The following is an 18,016-nucleotide window of genomic DNA, read 5'->3' as shown; positions in this document are numbered from 1 at the left end:
TCAAGCGTTTCAACCCAATTTCCCCGACCCAGAGGACGCGACATGGCCGCCTATCAATATGTCTACCACATGCAGGGTGTCTCCAAGACCTATCCCGGTGGCAAGAAGTGCTTTGAAAACATCCACCTGAGCTTTCTGCCCGGTGTGAAAATCGGTGTTGTCGGCGTCAACGGCGCGGGTAAATCGACGCTGATGAAGATCATGGCTGGGCTCGACACCGATTTCACCGGTGAGGCATGGGCGGCCGAGGGCGCCAAGGTCGGCTATCTGCCGCAGGAACCGCAGTTGGATGAATCGCTCACCGTTCGCGAGAACGTCATGCTGGGCGTGGCCGCGAAAAAGGCCAAGGTCGACCGTTTCAACGAGATCGCCATGGAGATCGCCGAGAACTACTCGGACGAGCTGATGGAAGAGATGACCACCCTGCAGGACGCGATCGACGCGGAAAACCTCTGGGATCTCGACAGCCAGATCGACGTCAGCATGGAGGCCCTGCGCTGCCCGCCCGACGATGCCAACATCGCCAACCTCTCGGGGGGTGAGAAACGCCGCGTGGCGCTGTGCAAACTGCTGCTGGAAGCGCCCGACATGCTGCTGCTGGACGAACCGACCAACCACCTGGACGCCGAGACCATCGCCTGGCTGCAACAGCACCTGATCGACTACAAAGGCACCATCCTGATCGTCACCCACGACCGTTATTTCCTGGATGACATTACCGGCTGGATTCTGGAACTCGACCGCGGCCGCGGCATTCCTTACGAGGGCAACTACTCCGCATGGCTGGAGCAAAAAGCCAAACGGCTGGAGCAGGAAGCCCGCGAGGACAAGTCCAAGCAGAAAACCCTGCAGCGCGAATTGGAATGGATGCGTCAGGGTCAAAAGGCCCGTCAGGCTAAATCCAAGGCCCGGATCAACGCCTATAACGAGCTGGCCGAACAGTCCGAGCGCGAAAAGCTGACGCGCGCCCAGATCGTCATCCCCAACGGCCAGCGCCTTGGCGGCAAGGTGATTGAGGTTGAGGGTCTGTCGAAACACATGGGCGACAAGCAATTGATCGAAGGGCTGGACTTCGCCCTGCCTCCCGGCGGCATCGTCGGCGTCATCGGCCCCAACGGTGCGGGTAAATCGACCCTGTTCAAGATGCTGACCGGTCAGGAACAGCCCGACAGCGGCACCATCACGTTGGGCGACACGGTCGAGCTGTCTTATGTCGACCAGTCCCGCGACGACCTGAAAGACAACGATACTGTATGGGAGGCGATCACCGGCGGCGCCGAGATCATCCAACTGGGCGACGCGCAGGTCAATTCCCGCGCCTATTGCTCGTCGTTTAACTTCAAGGGTGGCGACCAGCAGAAGAAGGTCTCTCTACTGTCGGGTGGTGAGCGCAACCGCGTCCACATGGCCCGCCTGCTGAAAGAGGGCGGCAACGTCCTGCTGCTCGACGAACCAACCAACGACCTCGACGTCGAAACCCTACGCGCACTGGAAGACGCCCTGGTCGATTTCGCCGGCTGCGCCGTCGTCATCTCACACGACCGCTTCTTCCTCGACCGCATCTGTACGCATATTCTGGCGTTTGAGGGCGATGCCCATGTGGAATGGTTCGAGGGCAACTTCGAAGACTATGAAGAGGACAAGAAGCGTAGGCTGGGACCAGATGCGCTGGAGCCCAAGCGGTTAAAGCATAAGAAGTTTGCGCGGTAGCTCAAACCACACACCAAGATAAGCCAAGCTCTATACACAGCGCTCCATCCGCTTCAAAGACCTGTGGATAAAGCTGGCATAGTATATCTGAATCGAACTGGCCGTCTTATCTAAAGTGTTGATTTTTTGTGCCCTACTTTACAGCAACCACAATATGTTGTGGATAAACACACATTGTGACATTTTTGACTCTTGAATACAGAGTTTTTCTGAGTCAAACATTGTTCACACCACATTCGAGGCACGCTGTGTCTTGAACGAAAGACCCTCGCTCCGGCGAGGGTTTTTTTGTGGATAACTCTGGGGAGGGATGTGTATAATCGTATGGGAAACTACTTCAAATAGTTGCCCCGAGGATCGCCAGCCCAAAATATAGTTGACAGTTACCTTCAAGCGAGTCAGGCTTGAAGGTGGTGAGGGCGTGTCTCGAATGTGGTGTTCTATCGCGTCCTTACTAAAACGAAACTAGTGAGGAACGTGAACCATGCTTTCACAAACACGGGCCCGTGCTCCCATCGGCACAACTGCACGAACTGGGCAAAAATGCCCTGAGAGCGGAGTTTGGAAAGTGGTTGGATCTCCATCCACCACAGCACCAATTGCCAAAAATAACGTCATGCCACCGTATGCTGGCAAGGCGGTTACCTGGAAGTTGATCCAGCACGCATAGCGCAAGAAGGGCCGGTGTTGCGCCGGCCCTTCTTGACTTATCAGAGTCGAGCTTCATCCATGCCTTATGTAAACTCACGGGCAATCAGACGAATCGAATGGAGTGGCGGCACGCTCTCCATATGGTTTCGGAAAAGTGGCAGGTATGACTACTACGGTGTTCCTGAGCACGTCTACGAAGCGTTTCTGTCCGCTTCATCAAAAGGACGATATTACAACGATTACATTAAGGATCGTTACTAGCTGAAGAGCGCTCAAAAAAGAACTCCACCCTTGCCACACGCCCACCCCGATGCCATATGCAAAGGGCTTACGTTTTTCTATTTCGACCTACTGTCTCCTTCTACGGCGCTCAGTCACTCGATCCAGACTACGACGCCAGGCTGCCGCATCCCCGTGGGCAGCACCAAACAGGAGACAACGGATATGCCAGCAGGCACCGTAAAATGGTTCAACACCACCAAAGGCTACGGCTTCATCGCACCCGAAGAGGGCGGCAAAGACATCTTCGTACACATCTCGGCAGTCGAGCGTTCGGGCCTCACAGGTCTGGCCGACAACCAGAAGGTTACGTACGAGCTGCGCGCCGGCCGTGACGGCCGGGAAAGCGCCGACAATATCGAACTGGCCTAAGCCGTTCAAAGGGCGGAGCTTTCTCTCCGCCCATCCCATGCCCTTGCAAGGCATGTGTGGCCCGCAGAATACATCACATTTTAGTTATACATCCCCTCCGATTGACCAAATCGGATATCCTTTCGAGACTAGAACCAAAAATTCATTGGTCTTTGGAAGGGACGCAATATGTTTACACGCCGCGCTTTTGTGGCAGGAACAGCTGTCTGCCTGCTGCCCGGCATCGCCAGTGCCAAGAAAGCGGTCGAATACGACCCGACACCGCAGTTCGTGCGCATCAAAAAAGAGTTTCAGCCCGGTCAGCTGCTGGTCGCACCCCGGTCATTCTACCTGTATTATGTAACCGAGCCACGCAAAGCGATCCGCTATGGCTGTGGCGTTGGCAAAGCGGGGCTGGAATTCACCGGCTCGGCCACCATCGACGTCAAGAAAGAATGGCCCACGTGGCGCCCCACCAACGAAATGATCGAGCGGGACCCGATTGCCTATGCCCGCTTCAAGGATAACGACTATGTTCAGCCGGGTGGTGGAGACAACCCGCTGGGCGCGCGCGCGCTTTATCTGTTTCAGAACGGGGTAGACACCTATTTCCGCATTCACGGCACCACGCAACCGCAAACCATCGGGCATGCGGTATCAAATGGCTGTATCAGAATGCTGAACGAGCATGTTATCGATCTGTATAACAGGGTTCCGATCGGAACTGTGGTGACAGTCGTCTAGGGCGCGGACCAATCCACATCACCGGCCTGCCGAATGTGCAACCGCCCATCAGGCCAAGGCTTTGCGAGCTGCTGAACCTGTTCCTGTGATCCGTTCAGCCATTGCGCGACCCCATTTCGGTCGAGGAGAACACCCATCCGGTGATGGATAGGTTTCAGGTCCGCGTTTGGCTCGCAGGTGACGGCGGCAACCTGATCGACACGCAACCCACCCGGCGCCTGCCAGGCATCTGAGATGGCTGCAAACAGCAAGGGCGATCCGTCCTTGGCCGAGATGCGCCACGCGGTCTTGCGGCGCTTCTCTCCGGTCCATTCGTACCAGCCATCCACAGGAATAACGGCACGCCCAACGCCTTCGAAGGCGCTTTTGTCGAAAACCGTCTCGGCGCGTGCGTTGATAATCGTTTCCATCACCGGGCGTCCACGCGCATTCACACGACCAACCGGGATCATGCCCCAACGCATGAGTGTCAGCCCTTCGCAGGTCAGAACAACGACCTCTTGCCCTGGTTGGATATTCTGGCGCGGGGGCTGCGGGGGAATATCCACCGAAACCCCAAGATCATCGGCAAGCTCAGATAGCGGTCGTGTCAGGAAGAACCGTCCGGGCATCGATACGCTCCTATTTCGCGGCCTCCTCAGCCAAGATCAGAATTTCGGGACCAAGCGCATCGACGATTAACGAGACACCTTGCGCATTGGGGTGAATCCCATCCGGCTGCATATACTGACGCGCCTGCGCCGGATCGCCCGAGGCTCTCAGGCCAGCAAAAAAACTCTCGGCATACAGCGCGTCGAATTGTTGTGCCAGTTCCGGATACATGGTGTCGAAACGCTGCTTGTAATCCGGTCCGTAGTTGCCCGGAGCCTGCATGCCAACCAACAGAACCTCGACATCAGCTGCTTCAGCTGCATTCAGGATCGCCTCAAGATTCGCGCGAGAGGTATCCGGGTCTATCCCACGCAACAGATCGTTGCCGCCCAACGCCACGATCATCCCGTCCACGTCTGGGGTCAGGGTCCAGCCGACACGCGCCGCGCCCCCTGCGGTGGTATCCCCGGAAACGCCCGCGTTGATCACCCGTACCTGCGCTCCCTGATCCTGTAGCCAGCGCTGCAGTTGCGGCACAAACCCGTCCTGTTCCGCTAAGCCATAACCTTGTGTCAGAGAATCCCCCATCGCCGCGATAACCACCGGCTCGGCCGTCGCAGTAAAACCGCAACAGATCAGTGCCAAAGGCATCAAAGCCTTGCGGAGTTTCAGTTTCGCGCCATATCCCAAAGAACCGTACTCCCCTGACTGGGCTGATTGATGACGACACCTGTTCTTACCCTCCAAGATGCCGCTTTATCGCTGGATGGCAATGCCGGGCGGGTGGATATCCTGCATGACATCACGCTGACCGTGAACAAGGGCGAGACGCTGGGCCTCGTCGGCCCGTCGGGGTCGGGTAAATCCTCGCTGCTGATGCTGATGGGTGGGCTGGAACAAGCCACGGCGGGAACCGTCCGCGCATTGGGTCATGATCTGAGCACGATGAGCGAGGATGCTCTGGCGCGATTCCGGCGCGATGCGATGGGCGTGGTATTTCAGAACTTTCACCTGATCCCGACGATGACAGCGCTGGAAAATGTCGCTACCCCGCTGGAGCTGGCGGGCCACAAGGATGCCTTTGCCCGCGCCGAGTCCGAGCTGGACGCGGTTGGCCTGTCCCACCGCCGCGATCATTACCCGGCGCAACTGTCCGGGGGTGAACAACAACGCGTCGCGCTGGCTCGCGCGGCGGCCCCGCGCCCACAGATCCTGCTGGCGGATGAGCCCACCGGCAATCTGGACGAAACCAACGGGGCCGCGATCATCGACCTGTTGTTGGGGTTACGTGACCGTCACGGCGCGACGCTTATTCTGGTCACGCACAGCCACAGCTTGGCGCAGAAATGCGACCGCGTCATACGGCTGCGGGATGGCCGGATCGCCGAAGACACGCAGCGCGAGGCCGCCGAATGAGCCTGCGCCTGGCCGGGCGTCTGGCACGGCGCGAACTGCGCGGCGGGCTCCGGGGGTTCCGGGTGTTTCTGGCCTGCCTCGCCCTTGGGGTCGCCGCGATTGCGGCAGTGGGCTCGGTCCGGCAAGCGATCCAAACGGGGCTGACGCAGGAAGGGGTTGCGTTGCTGGGTGGCGATGCTCAGTTGGAATTCACCTACCGCTTTGCCGACGATCAGGAACGTGCGTGGATGGAAAACACCGCGCAAGCGGTCTCGGAGGTGGTTGATTTCCGCTCCATGGCCGTTGCGGGTAACGGAGATCAAGCGCAGCGCGGTCTGACACAGGTAAAGGCGGTGGATGACGCCTATCCGCTGCTGGGCACGGTGCGCCTGCAGCCTCAGATCAGCCTGTCTGATGCACTCGCAGGCTCAAATGGGCTGCCTGGCGCGGTGATGGACCCGGCGCTGATCGACCGTTTGGGCCTTGGCGTCGGCGACCCCTTCACCCTTGGAACGCAGTCCTTCACGCTTATGGCTGCCTTGGAACATGAACCGGACGGCGCTGCCGATGGGTTTGCTCTGGGCCCCCGTACGCTGGTCCGCACGCAGGATCTGCAGGCCTCTGGTCTCTTGGCGCCGGGCACGTTGTTTTCAACCAAATACCGCCTCGACCTGCCACCGGACGCAGAGTTGGATGCGCTGGCAGCAGAGGCCGGGCAATCCTTCGACGGCACTGGAATGCGCTGGACCGATGCCCGCAACGGCGCCCCCGGCATCTCCGAATTCGTGGGCCGCCTGAGCGCCTTTCTGATCCTCGTTGGCCTCTCGGGCCTTGCAGTTGGCGGGATCGGCGTTTCCGCAGCCGTTCGCGCCTATCTGTCCCAAAAGACCGAAACCATCGCCACCCTGCGCACGCTTGGGGCGGATCGGGCGACAATTTTTCAGACATATATGATCCAGATCGGAGTTCTGTCGGGAATCGGCATCCTGCTGGGCCTCCTCATCGGAGGCGCGATCCCACTGGTGATCGCCCCCATCATCGAAACCCGCCTACCCGTCCCTGCCGTTTTCTCGCTGTATACGCGCCCCTTGGCCGAGGCCGCACTTTATGGCGTGTTGACCGCCTTCCTGTTCACCCTCTGGCCGCTGGCCCGCACCGAAGAGGTGCGGGCTGCAACCCTGTTCCGTGACGCGCTGTCAACCGCGCGCAGCCTGCCGCGCACGGTCTACGTCGCCGCGACGGCCGTCGGTCTGGCCCTGCTGATCGGCGCAGCCGCATGGTTCAGCGGATCGACATGGCTGACGCTCTGGACCAGCGGTGGATTGGCCGGAGCGCTTGCGTTACTGGCGCTGTCAGCCTTCCTGATCCGCAGACTGGCGCGCATCGGCACGCCTTGGGCAAGGGGCCGCCCGGCGCTGCGATGGGCCTTGTCCGCAATCTCGGACCCGCGCGAAGGGGCGTCCTCGGTTGTCCTATCGCTGGGCCTCGGGCTGTCGGTTCTGGCAGCGGTGGGTCAGATTGATGGCACCTTGCGCAACGCCATCTCTGGCAACCTGCCGGACGTGGCCCCATCTTACTTCTTCGTCGACATTCAGAAAGACCAGATGCCGGGTTTCACCGAACGGCTGGAGACCGACCCCGCCGTCAGCCGCATCGAAAGCGCCCCGATGCTGCGCGGGATCATCACCCGGATCAACGGACAGCCTGCCCGAGACGTGGCGGGCGATCACTGGGTCCTGGACGGCGACCGGGGCGTCACCTACTCGGACCAGCCACCCCAGAATGCGCGCATCACCGACGGCACATGGTGGCCCGACGACTACGCGGGCCCGCCACAAGTCAGCTTTGCCGCCGAAGAGGCCGCCGAGATGGGTCTGAAGCTGGGCGATGCACTAACAGTGAATATCCTCGGTCGCGATATCACCGCAGAACTGACATCCCTGCGCGAGGTTGATTTCTCGACCGCAGGCATGGGGTTCATCATGTCGATGAACCCACAGGCCCTTGCCGGAGCGCCCCACAGCTTCATCGCTACCGTCTATGCCGAGGAACAGGCCGAGGCCGCCATCCTGCGCGATCTGGCCGGGCAATACCCGAATATCACTGCGGTCCGGGTCCGCGATGCCATTGACCGCGTGTCCGGCCTGTTGGCAGGTCTTGCCGCTGCCACGTCCTATGGCGCAGGCGTGTCGCTGCTGACCGGATTTCTGGTCCTGATCGGAGCCGCCGCCGCTGGCGAACCCGCGCGCCGGTACGAGGCGGCAATCCTGAAAACGCTGGGCGCAAACCGGGGCCGCATCCTGCGCAGTTTCGCCTTGCGTGCGGTTTTGCTTGGGGCGGCGGCAGGCTGTGTCGCGCTGTTGACAGGAATACTGGGCGGCTGGGCCGTGGCCACCTACATCTTCGACACCGGGTTCACGATCATCTGGTCCTCGGCGCTCGGCATCGTGTTTGCGGGCATTGCGGTGACACTGGGCGCAGGTCTGGCCTTTGCCTTGCGCCCGCTGTCGGTCCGGCCCGCACGCATCCTGCGGGCCAGCGACTGAGCTTAGCGCACGCAGGCGACGGGCTGCAGGATTTTCAGCAACTGATCATTGTCGCAAACCAAAGCGTCCAGCGTGATCTCATCCAGCGAGGCATAGAACACCTCGGCCGCGTCCTGCAGCGCCAGCCGCAACCGGCAGGCATCAGTCAAGGGGCAAGTGTTGTCGGCATCCGCAAAACACTCAGCTATCGGCAGACCACCCTCGACATGGCGAAAAACCGAGCCGATGCGGATCTGGTCCGCAGGCCGCGCCAGCGTCATGCCGCCATTGCGGCCACGCTGTGTGCTCAGATACTCCAGTTGGCTAAGTTGGTTGATCACCTGCGCCAGATGGTTCTCAGAGATGTTGCACACTTCGGCAATCTCGGACTTCGTGACCAGCCGATCCTGATGCGCCGCGCAGTACATCAGCAGACGCACCGCGATGTTTGTCCGTTTGGTAATCCGCATGGCGGCCTCCCTCATAACAAGATGCAGCCTTATTGCATGTCTCGTAAAAAGACTGTTTGACATACATCAATCGTTACCGAAGGACGCGGCCCACATGGCAGACCCCTATTTCTTTGGCTATGGCAGCCTCGTTAACCTGTCGACCCACGACTTTCCCGACCCCCGCCCGGCCCGCTTACAAGGCTGGCGCCGCGCGTGGCGGCATACTGATCTACGCCCCGTCGCCTTTCTGACCGCGATCCCTGACCCGGATTCGGAAATCGATGGCATGATCGCCCACGTCCCCCAAAACGACTGGGCCGCATTGGATCAACGTGAATGGGCCTATGACCGCATACCGGCAACACACGCCATCACGCACCCGCTGACACACGCAGTCGACATCGCAGTCTATGCGGTGCCTCAAGGCAAACACACCGAACCGACCGATCAGCACCCCTTGCTGCTCAGCTATATCGACGTGGTCGTGCAAGGCTATCTGCGCGCCTATGGCCCGGAAGGCGCGGAGCGCTTCTTTGGTACCACTGACGGTTGGGAGGCACCTATTCTCAACGACCGTGCTGCACCCCGTTATCCACGGCACCAACAGCTGACCCCGGACGAAACGTACTTTGTCGATGACCACCTCAACCGCCTCGGCAGCAAGATCATCCACCCGGCATAGCAAAGGGGCAGGCACGACAGCCCACCCCCTTCTTCTGTTCAAGAATACTTCAGCCGGAAGCGCGCGCCGCAAGGCGCGTCCCCCTAGCCGCGTGCGCGAATAACCTGCAATAACGGCAGCAGAGCCGCCATCTCGGGGCCCCGTTCCATACCGGTCAGCGCCTTGCGCAGCGGCATGAACAGGCCCTTGCCCTTGCGGCCGGTCGCCTCTTTCACGGCGCTGGTCCAGCTGCCCCACGTCTCACCATCGAACGGGCCTTCGGGCAGCAGCGCGACAGCCTCGGCAATGAACGCGCGGTCTTCGTCGTCGATCAGAGGCTCTGCCCCGTCGCGGCACAGCGCCCACCACCCCTTGAGGTCACCCAGAGTCGTAATGTTCTCGCGCGCCATAGCCCAGAACGGCTCGGCCAGATCGGCGGGAACACCCGCATCAGCGACAGCATCGGCCACATCAGCCAGCGGCAGCGTCTGCAGGTGTTTTGCGGTCAGCGGGAACAGGTCCTGCACATCAAACTTGGTCGGGGCAGCACCAAAGCGGCTGACATCGAAGCCGTCGATCAACTCGGCCATTTCCGCGCGCAGTTCAACCGGATCGGACGACCCCAACCGCGCCATCAGGCTCAGCAGCGCCATCGGCTGCACCCCCTGCTCACGCAGATCGCGCAGCGCCAGCGTGCCCAGACGTTTCGACAGCGCCTCGCCCTGCGGGCCGGTCAGCAGCGAATGGTGCGCAAAGCGCGGGCAGGTGCCGCCCAGCGCCTCGATGATCTGAATCTGCGTCGCCGTGTTGGTCACGTGGTCCGAGCCGCGCACCACATCGGTCACGCCCATCTCGGTATCATCCACCACCGACGCAATGGTATAGAGAACCTGACCGTCGCCCCGGATCAACACCGGATCAGAGACCGAGGCCGCGTCGATCGAGATATCGCCCAGAATCCCATCGGCCCACTCGATCCGCTCATGGTTCAGCTTGAACCGCCAGACCCCGTTGCCACGTTCAGCCCGCAGCGCCTCTTTCTCGGCCTCCGACAAAGCCAGCGCCGCGCGGTCATAGACCGGCGGTTTGCCCATGTTCAGTTGCTTCTTGCGCTTGAGGTCCAGCTCGGTCGGCGTCTCGAACGCCTCATAGAACCGGCCCATCTCGCGCAGCTTGTCCGCAGCCTCGGCATACCGGTCCAGCCGCTCGGACTGGCGTTCAACGCGGTCCCAATGCAGGCCCAGCCATTCCATATCCTGCTTGATCGCATCGACATATTCTTCCTTCGACCGCTCGGGGTCGGTGTCGTCGATGCGCAGGATGAAGGTGCCGCCGGCCTTGCGGGCGATCAGATAGTTCATCAGGGCGGTGCGCAGGTTGCCCACATGGATGTAACCGGTGGGCGACGGGGCGAAACGGGTGGTGGTCATGGGAGTCTCCTGTTGGCGCGGCTCTTGTCACAGGATGGATGAATTGTCCAGCCGATCACCGATGGCCCAGCGCAGGCCGAGATCGCGACATAAACAAAAATTAACACGTAATGTTCAACCACACAGACTATGTGACCGGGGTATAAGGTGGCGGCAGGCCCAGACTGACCTACCTCAACCCATTATGCTCTGACAGGGAGAAAGAAGATGACCATCAAGATGACCCGCCGCGCGGCCCTTGGTACGGCGGCGGCTTTGCCTTTTGCAACAGCCGCAGCCCCGGTTCTGGCCGCAGGGGCTGAAACCAAGGCGAATTCGACCATCGCAAAGTCGTTTCAGCTGGGGGATTTCACCGTCACCACCCTGCTGGATGGCAGCCTGCCCCGCGACGGGGCGAAAGAGATTTTTGGCGGTGGCGCATCGGATGAAGAATTCGCCAAGGTTTCAGCCGAGAACTTCATTCCTGCCGATCAGGCGCATTTCTTCTTCACGCCGACGCTGGTCAATACAGGGTCCGAGCTGGTTCTCTTCGATACCGGCCTTGGACAGGGCGGCATTCAGACCGCTCTGGCTGACGCTGGCGTGACGCCGGATCAGATTGATGTGGTCGTGATCACCCACATGCATCCCGACCATATCGGCGGCATGACCACCAATGATGCCGCCACCTTTGCCAATGCGCGCTATGTGACCGCCGCGCCCGAGTATGACTTCTGGTCGGCGCAGGATGCCGGTAACCGCGTCGGCGATCTGGTCGCCGCCAAGGTCACGCCGCTGGCCGAAAAGATGAGCTTTATCGGCGACGGGGGCGAGGTCGCCTCGGGCATCACCGGGGTCGCGGCGTTCGGCCATACGCCGGGCCACATGGTCTATCATCTGGAAAGCAACGGCCAGAGGCTGGTGCTGACCGCCGATCTGGCCAACCACTATGTCTGGTCCTTCGCCCACCCTGAATGGGAGGTGCGCTTTGACATGGACAAAGCCGCGGCCACCCAATCTCGTCGCAATGTGCTGGGTATGCTGGCCGCCGACAAGGTGCCGATGATCGGCTATCACATGCCCTTCCCGGCCGCAGGCTTCGTCGAAACCCGCGGCGACGGGTTCCGCTTTGTCCCGGTCAGCTATCAGATGATGGGCTGAAGCTTAATATCCGGGGTCCGGCCGCACTTCTGAGCCATCCGTAAAGCGGGACAATCGAAAGGCGGCCGGATCAACACAAGGGACAGCTTGCGTCACCAGATCGGCGACAAGCCGCCCTGCACCGGGGCCAATACCAAAACCATGGCCCGAGAACCCGGTTGCGATGAACAGCCCCGGTATGGTTTCGACATCGGAAATCACCGGAATGGCGTCCGGCGTAACGTCAATCATCCCGGCCCAGCTCTGCACGATTTCTGCAGCCTGCAGCGCCGGAAAGGCCTTGCGCGCATTCGACCATGACTGACGCAGCGCCTTTTGCGAGGGCTCAGGGTCCAGTACCCTGCAATGCTCGAACGGGGTCACATCGGTTGGCAGCCACCTGCGATCCTGCCGCGCCTCGGTCAGCCAACGGTGCGACAGGCGGAACCGCAGGGATCGCCACTCCTGACGAAACGCAGGAAGGAATTGCCGGGCCAGCCGGAAACTGTCGGGCACGATATCGACGGTGTTCTCGTGGCCAGACGCGATCGTGCAGCCGCCGTCGGCACGCTTGCGAATGGCGAAATCATCGGTCCAAAGCGCGGGACCGGGGCTCGGCTCGGCCGGAGACGATCGCATCACAGTGTTCAGGACCTTGAGCTGTGGCAGCTCAATCCCCGCATTTCCCGCAAAAAGGCGCGACCAGGCACCGCCTGCCAATACCACGTGGCTGCACGTGACACGGCCTCGTTCGGTGAACACGCCTGCAATGCGCCCGGCTTGCACATCAACGCTGCGCACAGCGCAATTCGTCATGATGGCGGCCCCGCGATCCCGCGCAGCCTCGGCAATGGCCGGGGCGGCCCATTGCGGCTCGGCCCGCCCATCCTGTGGCATGTAAAGCGCGGCGTTCAGGTTCAGGGTGTTGTCTGGCAGCAGCGACTGCAACGCAGCCCCATGGACCATCTGCGCGCCCGTTTGCAACCCTTCCACATTGGCCAGCCACCGCGTCAGGTTTGCCTCATCACGCGCACCTGAGGCACCAAACAAGATGCCGGATTGTACGTACCCGGTTCTGCGCCCAATGCGTGCGTCCAGCCGCTGCCAGATTTGAACTGCCTGCGTCATAAGCGGGATTTCACGCGGGTCCCGCAGACCCAGGCGAACCCATCCCCAATTCCGCGAACTCTGTTCAGCCGCGATCTGGCCCTTTTCGCAGATCAGGACGGAAATCCCCCGCTCGGCCAGTTCCAATGCTGTTGAAACACCAATAACACCGCCGCCGATGACGACGACATCTACATGCTTGGGAAGGGTCAGATCAGAGTCGACAGGCGTCGGAGTCGGGCCAGGCATCAACCGCTCGGGATTAGGTCATTGGACCCGCATCCAGCCTCAGAAAACCTCTGCTGACAACTTGGAACAGGCGCACACCCATGGGTTTGCGCCAACCTGTGGCCAATCGGCCAAAGCGCGGGTCATTGGCCTATGTTCAGGCCGGAATCTTCAGGCCGCGCCGGACAGCTGCGCCCATTTCTGGCGCAGGGCAGAACCAAGCCCAGCGTCTTCCTGCGCAGCCGTGGATTCTTGCGGCTGCAGCGCCGGAAACTCGGCGCGCGCCGGCTGTGTCTCGACCGCAGGTGCGGGATTTTCCTGCTTCAAAAGATCGGCAATTGAGGCGTCCAGCGCTTCTTCATCCAGCTCGCAGGGCGCGGATTCCATCGGTCTCAATTGCATCGGCGCGTGAAGCGGCTTGTCGTACCAATAGTCCATATTAACACCAATACCTTTACGAACATCCCAAACACGGATGCTTTGCCCCAGTTCGACAACCCCGGCATTGGCCCCCTAACACAGACCAAACCATCAGATTGCGTCATGCTTGCCGCACTTGTGGCAAACCCCTGTCTCAAATGTGGCGAAAAGTGGGCCAGGAATCAAGATAAACACGGGTCCATGTCCCGTAGCGCACAGTATTTACTGCATAATTCTGGTCCAATGCGGCTATTGTAGGAAATTGGTAAACAATCCCCTCAGATACGGCCTCAGCTGCGGTCACGCCAGCGATTCACGATGGGATAGCGGCGATCCAGCCAGAAGGCGCGCGGCGTCAGCCTTGTACCCGGCGCCGACTGGAACCGTTTGTATTCGCTGATATAGATCAGATGCTCGACCCGCTCTGCCTCGGCCTTGTCGAACCCGGCGGCAACGCAATCCGCAACCGAACCGTCCTGATCCACCAGAATGTCCAGCAGCGCATCCAGCACCGGGTAATCCGGTAGGCTATCGCTGTCTTTCTGATCCTCACGCAACTCAGCACTGGGTGGCTTGTCGATGACGGACGGGCGGATGACCTCGCCCTCGGGCCCCATCATCCAGTCGCGATGATTGGCATTGCGCCAGCGGCAGGTCTCGAACACGCGCGTTTTGTAGAGGTCTTTGATCGGATTATAGCCACCGTTCATATCACCGTAGATCGTGGCATAGCCCACCGCGATCTCGGATTTGTTGCCCGTGGTCAGCAGCATCTCACCAAACTTGTTCGAGATCGCCATCAGCAGCAGCCCACGCAGACGGGATTGGATGTTCTCCTCGGTCAGGTCCTCATCACGCCCCTCGAACAGAGGGGCCAGCGTGTCGGTCACCGCAGCCCGCCCCTGTGAGATCGGCACAAAGTCATAATGCACGCCCAGCGCCTTGGCGACGGCCTCGGCATCATCCAGAGAACTTTGGCTGGTGTATTCCGACGGCAGCATCACACAGCGCACATTCCCGGCCCCGATAGCATCCACGGCAATCGTCGCCACCAGCGCCGAATCGACGCCGCCAGACAGGCCCAGAACGACCTTCTTGAATCCGGTCTTGCGCATATAGTCACGCAAGGACAGCACCATGGCGCGATAGTCCTGCTCCCATGCGTCGGGTTGGGGCACCACCTCGCCGGGCGCGATCCGCCAGCCATCCTCGCCGCGCAGCAGGTCGACATGCTGTACCGTTTCGTCAAAAACCGGCATCCGAAACGCCAGCTCTCCGCCCGGGTTCAGACCAAAGGTGGCACCGTCAAAGACCTGATCATCCTGCCCGCCGACCATGTTCAGATAAATCAAGGGCAGCCCCGTTTCGACCACGCGCGAGACCATGTGGTTCAACCGGATATCGTATTTGTCGCGGAAATAGGGTGAGCCATTGGGGATCAGCAGGAACTCGGCCCCCGTCTCTTCCAGCGTCTCGGCAACGTCCTCATGCCAGCCATCCTCGCAGATCGGGCTGCCGATGCGGATATTGCCCACCGCATAGGGACCGCCCATCGGGCCAGCATCATAAAGACGCACTTCGTCAAAGACTGTTTCATTGGGCAGATGGTGTTTCAGAACCTTGCTGACGATCCGTCCGCCTTTCAGGATCAGATAGGCGTTGTAAAGCTTGTCATCCTCAAACCATGGCCCCCCGATGGCCAGAGCGGGACCTTCGGCGCATCGTTCGGCCAGCACCTCAACAGCCGCCATCGCCGCCCGGTGAAACACCGGTTTCCGCACCAGATCCTGCGTGTTGTACCCGGTGATGAACATTTCGGGCAGTGCCACCAGATCGGCCTGCGCGTCGCGACCTTCGGCCCATGCGGCGGCAGCCTTGGCGGCATTGCCGTCTATGTCACCCACGGTCGAGTTCAGCTGCGCCAGCGTGATACGGAAACGATCGGCCATTTTGCCCTCTTGCCTTCGTCAGTCTTTCAGGGATTTAGCAGATCACAGCGCGAGTAAAAGGCAAATGCGGCAAAAGCCGTTGCCCTGTCCTTGGCGGTATCTTAGTTTTGCGGCGAAAGAACACTTCAGTTCCCCCGCAGGCAGGTACACCGATGAACGCAATCCGCACCTCTATCGCCGCAACAGTACTTACCCTCGTGGCGCAGGTCGCTGCAGCCCAGCAAGATGGTCAGGTGATCATTGCAGATGACGATGTGGGCGGCGTCTATGAAGGGACCTTCCAGAACGGGCTGAGGCATGGAACCGGCACTTACCGTCTGCCAAGCGGGTTCGAATATGCAGGCGAGTGGGTCGAGGGCGAGATTCAGGGCCAAGGAACGGCGCGCTATGCAAATGGCGCGGTTTACGAGGGCAGCTTTGTCAAAGGCCGCCCGGACGGGCGCGGCAAGATTACCTATGCGGACGGACGCACCTATGAAGGTGAGTGGTCAGCCGGTGCGATCAATGGAACGGGTGTGGCCGAATACACCAACGGTATGCGGTACGAGGGTGGCTTTGAAAACGCTAAACGCCACGGCAAGGGCGTTCTGACCGGGCCCGACGGCTATGTCTATGACGGGGACTGGGTGCAGGGCAGTAAAGAAGGCACCGCCAAGATCACCTATGCCGATGGCAGCACCTATGAAGGCGGCGTGAAAGACGGCAAACGCCACGGCACCGGCGCGCAGAACATGGCTGACGGGTTCACCTATACCGGCGACTGGGTAGAGGACACGATGACCGGAACCGGTCGTCTGGTCTATGCCAATGGTGATGTTTACGAAGGCGTTCTGGCTGATGGCAGGCGTCAGGGCGTTGGCAAGGTCACTCATGCCAATGGCGCGGTTTACGAGGGTAATTTCGCCGGCGACATGCGCAATGGGCAGGGCACATTCACGGGAACCGACGGGTTTCGGTATTCCGGCGAATGGCAGAACGGTCAGATTCAGGGCTTGGGCGAAGTGACCTATGCCGACGGCTCGGTCTATATTGGTGACTTCCAGGATGATCTGCCGCACGGAACGGGCCGCACCACCTATCCAAATGGCACAGTTTATGATGGCGAATGGGTCGCCGGTATTTTTGAGGGGTCAGGCACTGCGACCTACCCCAATGGAACCGTCTACAAAGGCCAGTTCAGGAACGCGCGCAGCCACGGCAAGGGCGTGCTGACATTTGCCAACGGCTATCGCTATGACGGCGACTGGGTGGATGGTGTCCGGCATGGAACGGGCAAAGCGACATTCCCCGATGGCACCACCTATGAAGGCGATTTTGAAGACGGCAAGCGTCAAGGTCAGGGGACATTCACGCGGCCCGGCGGGTTCAGCTATACTGGTGCTTGGGTAGATGGCAAGATCACCGGCTTCGGCACGGCGACTTACGAAACCGGCGATGTCTATGAAGGCCATTTTCTTGAGAATAAGCGCCATGGCGACGGCACCATGCGCTACGCAGGAGGTGAGGTGGAAACAGGCGTCTGGGCAAATGACACGCTGGCAAGCGAAGCCGAGGCCACGTCAGACCCTGCCCCTTCTGCGGCCGAGCCAGATGCAGCGGATCCTGCAGCCGATACCGCCAACACGGATACAAATGACGGCTAACCAAGCCTACCAGGGGATCGGTTTACCGGCCCAATCATAGAACCCGCCAGAATCTGCCGGGGCAAGACCATTGATTACCCCCAGCAGATTGGCGGCGGCGTCCTCGGGTTCGACCGCCGGGTGTCTGCCTAGATATTTCTTCGTAAAGGCGGTTTTTACCGTTCCAGGGTGCAGAGCAACACAAACGGCTTCATTGTGCGTGCGCGCAAGCTCGATCGCGGCCGTATGGACAACCTGGTTCACCGCAGCCTTCGCTGCGCGATAGCTGACCCAACCGCCCAGCCGATTGTCTCCGATCGAGCCCACCCGCGCCGAAAGCACCGCAATGGTCGCGGGGCGATCCCGTGGCAGTAAGCGGTGCGCGTGGCCCAGCACCAGCGCCGGGCCAACTGCGTTCAACGCAAACTGATCCATCATCGCCTGCCCCGTCACGCTGCGCATGGATTTCTCGGGCGCCGCGCCGTTGATCTCTAACGCACCCGAGGCAACCATGATCAGGTCGTATGGGCCCTTAAGGGCGGACAATTGACGCTCGACCACATCGGGCCGGGTCAGATCGAACCCATCTGCCGAGCGTGACAGACGGGTCACCTCAACGCCTTGCTGTTGCAGTCGCGCGCTCAGGGCCTGGCCGATCCCGCCGGACGCGCCGATAATCAATGCATTTTCCATGCTGCGGGACCTAGACGGAAATCCCAGACCATCAACCGCGCATCCAAAATTCATCTCATCTGAATTTCGTTCTTTTCAATCGCGCCATG

General features: G+C 60.5%; 17 protein-coding genes. 9 read left to right on the top strand and 8 right to left on the bottom strand.

The genetic code is table 11. From position 1 onward, the window contains the following. Positions 1-42: 42 nt before the first annotated feature. From ettA to ACR0KM_RS08340, 4 genes are all read left to right on the top strand, one after another. On the top strand, positions 43-1,710 hold the full coding sequence (gene ettA, locus ACR0KM_RS08355; RefSeq protein WP_010442471.1) for an energy-dependent translational throttle protein EttA: 1,668 nt from the start codon (positions 43-45) through the stop codon (positions 1,708-1,710). Positions 1,711-2,439: 729 nt separating this feature from the next. Next, positions 2,440-2,622: a KTSC domain-containing protein gene (locus ACR0KM_RS08350; RefSeq protein ID WP_480861472.1), complete on the top strand. Its 183-nt coding sequence runs from the start codon at positions 2,440-2,442 to the stop codon at positions 2,620-2,622. A 183-nt stretch (positions 2,623-2,805) separates the two neighbouring features. Then, positions 2,806-3,012, top strand: coding sequence for a cold-shock protein (locus ACR0KM_RS08345; RefSeq protein ID WP_480614380.1), 207 nt, complete (start codon positions 2,806-2,808; stop codon positions 3,010-3,012). A 168-nt stretch (positions 3,013-3,180) separates the two neighbouring features. Next, the gene (locus tag ACR0KM_RS08340) at positions 3,181-3,735 is read left to right on the top strand and encodes a L,D-transpeptidase (protein ID WP_480825857.1); all 555 of its coding nucleotides are present in this window, start codon (positions 3,181-3,183) and stop codon (positions 3,733-3,735) included. On the opposite strand, the gene ACR0KM_RS08335 is transcribed toward ACR0KM_RS08340, so the two are convergent. Together ACR0KM_RS08335 and ACR0KM_RS08330 are read right to left on the bottom strand one after the other, a co-directional pair. Further along, positions 3,732-4,346, bottom strand: a complete 615-nt coding sequence (locus ACR0KM_RS08335) for an SOS response-associated peptidase (RefSeq protein WP_480861473.1) — start codon at positions 4,344-4,346, stop codon at positions 3,732-3,734. The two genes, ACR0KM_RS08340 and ACR0KM_RS08335, sit on opposite strands and share 4 nt — an antisense overlap. Before the next feature lie 10 nt (positions 4,347-4,356). Next, positions 4,357-4,977: an arylesterase gene (locus tag ACR0KM_RS08330; protein ID WP_480861474.1), complete on the bottom strand. Its 621-nt coding sequence runs from the start codon at positions 4,975-4,977 to the stop codon at positions 4,357-4,359. A 69-nt stretch (positions 4,978-5,046) separates the two neighbouring features. On the opposite strand from ACR0KM_RS08330, the gene ACR0KM_RS08325 reads away from it, so the two are divergent. Together ACR0KM_RS08325 and ACR0KM_RS08320 are read left to right on the top strand one after the other, a co-directional pair. Beyond that, entirely contained in the window at positions 5,047-5,742 is a 696-nt protein-coding gene (locus ACR0KM_RS08325; RefSeq protein WP_480861475.1) for an ABC transporter ATP-binding protein, read from the top strand. Continuing rightward, the gene (locus ACR0KM_RS08320; protein ID WP_480861476.1) at positions 5,739-8,267 is read left to right on the top strand and encodes an ABC transporter permease; all 2,529 of its coding nucleotides are present in this window, start codon (positions 5,739-5,741) and stop codon (positions 8,265-8,267) included. Before ACR0KM_RS08325 ends, ACR0KM_RS08320 begins: the two co-directional genes overlap by 4 nt. 2 nt (positions 8,268-8,269) lie before the next feature. On the opposite strand, the gene ACR0KM_RS08315 is transcribed toward ACR0KM_RS08320, so the two are convergent. Beyond that, positions 8,270-8,716 carry an RrF2 family transcriptional regulator gene (locus ACR0KM_RS08315; protein WP_480732999.1) on the bottom strand — a complete coding sequence of 149 codons (447 nt, stop codon included), beginning with the start codon at positions 8,714-8,716 and terminating at the stop codon, positions 8,270-8,272. A gap of 94 nt (positions 8,717-8,810) precedes the next feature. Here ACR0KM_RS08315 and ACR0KM_RS08310 point away from each other — a divergent pair, with 94 nt between their 5' ends. After that, positions 8,811-9,380 carry a gamma-glutamylcyclotransferase family protein gene (locus tag ACR0KM_RS08310; protein WP_480861477.1) on the top strand — a complete coding sequence of 190 codons (570 nt, stop codon included), beginning with the start codon at positions 8,811-8,813 and terminating at the stop codon, positions 9,378-9,380. 83 nt (positions 9,381-9,463) lie between these two features. Here the strand turns inward: ACR0KM_RS08310 and gltX are convergent, their stop codons facing one another. Beyond that, complete coding sequence (gltX, locus tag ACR0KM_RS08305) at positions 9,464-10,789, bottom strand: glutamate--tRNA ligase (protein WP_480861478.1); 1,326 nt, start codon at positions 10,787-10,789, stop codon at positions 9,464-9,466. A 207-nt stretch (positions 10,790-10,996) separates the two neighbouring features. Here gltX and ACR0KM_RS08300 point away from each other — a divergent pair, with 207 nt between their 5' ends. Further along, on the top strand, positions 10,997-11,929 hold the full coding sequence (locus tag ACR0KM_RS08300; RefSeq protein ID WP_480825843.1) for an MBL fold metallo-hydrolase: 933 nt from the start codon (positions 10,997-10,999) through the stop codon (positions 11,927-11,929). A gap of 3 nt (positions 11,930-11,932) precedes the next feature. Here ACR0KM_RS08300 and ACR0KM_RS08295 read toward each other — a convergent pair whose 3' ends face one another. From ACR0KM_RS08295 to ACR0KM_RS08285, 3 genes are all read right to left on the bottom strand, one after another. Beyond that, complete coding sequence (locus tag ACR0KM_RS08295) at positions 11,933-13,264, bottom strand: NAD(P)/FAD-dependent oxidoreductase (protein WP_480861479.1); 1,332 nt, start codon at positions 13,262-13,264, stop codon at positions 11,933-11,935. A 150-nt stretch (positions 13,265-13,414) separates the two neighbouring features. Beyond that, positions 13,415-13,681, bottom strand: a complete 267-nt coding sequence (locus tag ACR0KM_RS08290; protein ID WP_480825839.1) for a hypothetical protein — start codon at positions 13,679-13,681, stop codon at positions 13,415-13,417. Positions 13,682-13,953: 272 nt separating this feature from the next. Next, entirely contained in the window at positions 13,954-15,612 is a 1,659-nt protein-coding gene (locus ACR0KM_RS08285; RefSeq protein WP_480861480.1) for an NAD+ synthase, read from the bottom strand. A gap of 152 nt (positions 15,613-15,764) precedes the next feature. Between ACR0KM_RS08285 and ACR0KM_RS08280 the strand changes: the two genes are divergently transcribed. Then, positions 15,765-17,255 (top strand): MORN repeat-containing protein, encoded by a 1,491-nt coding sequence (locus ACR0KM_RS08280; RefSeq protein WP_480861481.1) that lies wholly within the window; start codon positions 15,765-15,767, stop codon positions 17,253-17,255. Positions 17,256-17,261: 6 nt separating this feature from the next. Here the strand turns inward: ACR0KM_RS08280 and ACR0KM_RS08275 are convergent, their stop codons facing one another. Beyond that, complete coding sequence (locus tag ACR0KM_RS08275; RefSeq protein ID WP_480861482.1) at positions 17,262-17,927, bottom strand: SDR family NAD(P)-dependent oxidoreductase; 666 nt, start codon at positions 17,925-17,927, stop codon at positions 17,262-17,264. Between the last annotated feature and the right edge of the window lie 89 nt (positions 17,928-18,016).

The sequence above is a fragment of the Ruegeria sp. G10 genome, assembly GCF_056533645.1.
The sequence above is the reverse complement of the archived record's forward strand: the minus strand, read 5'-3'. Positions and strand labels throughout refer to the sequence as shown.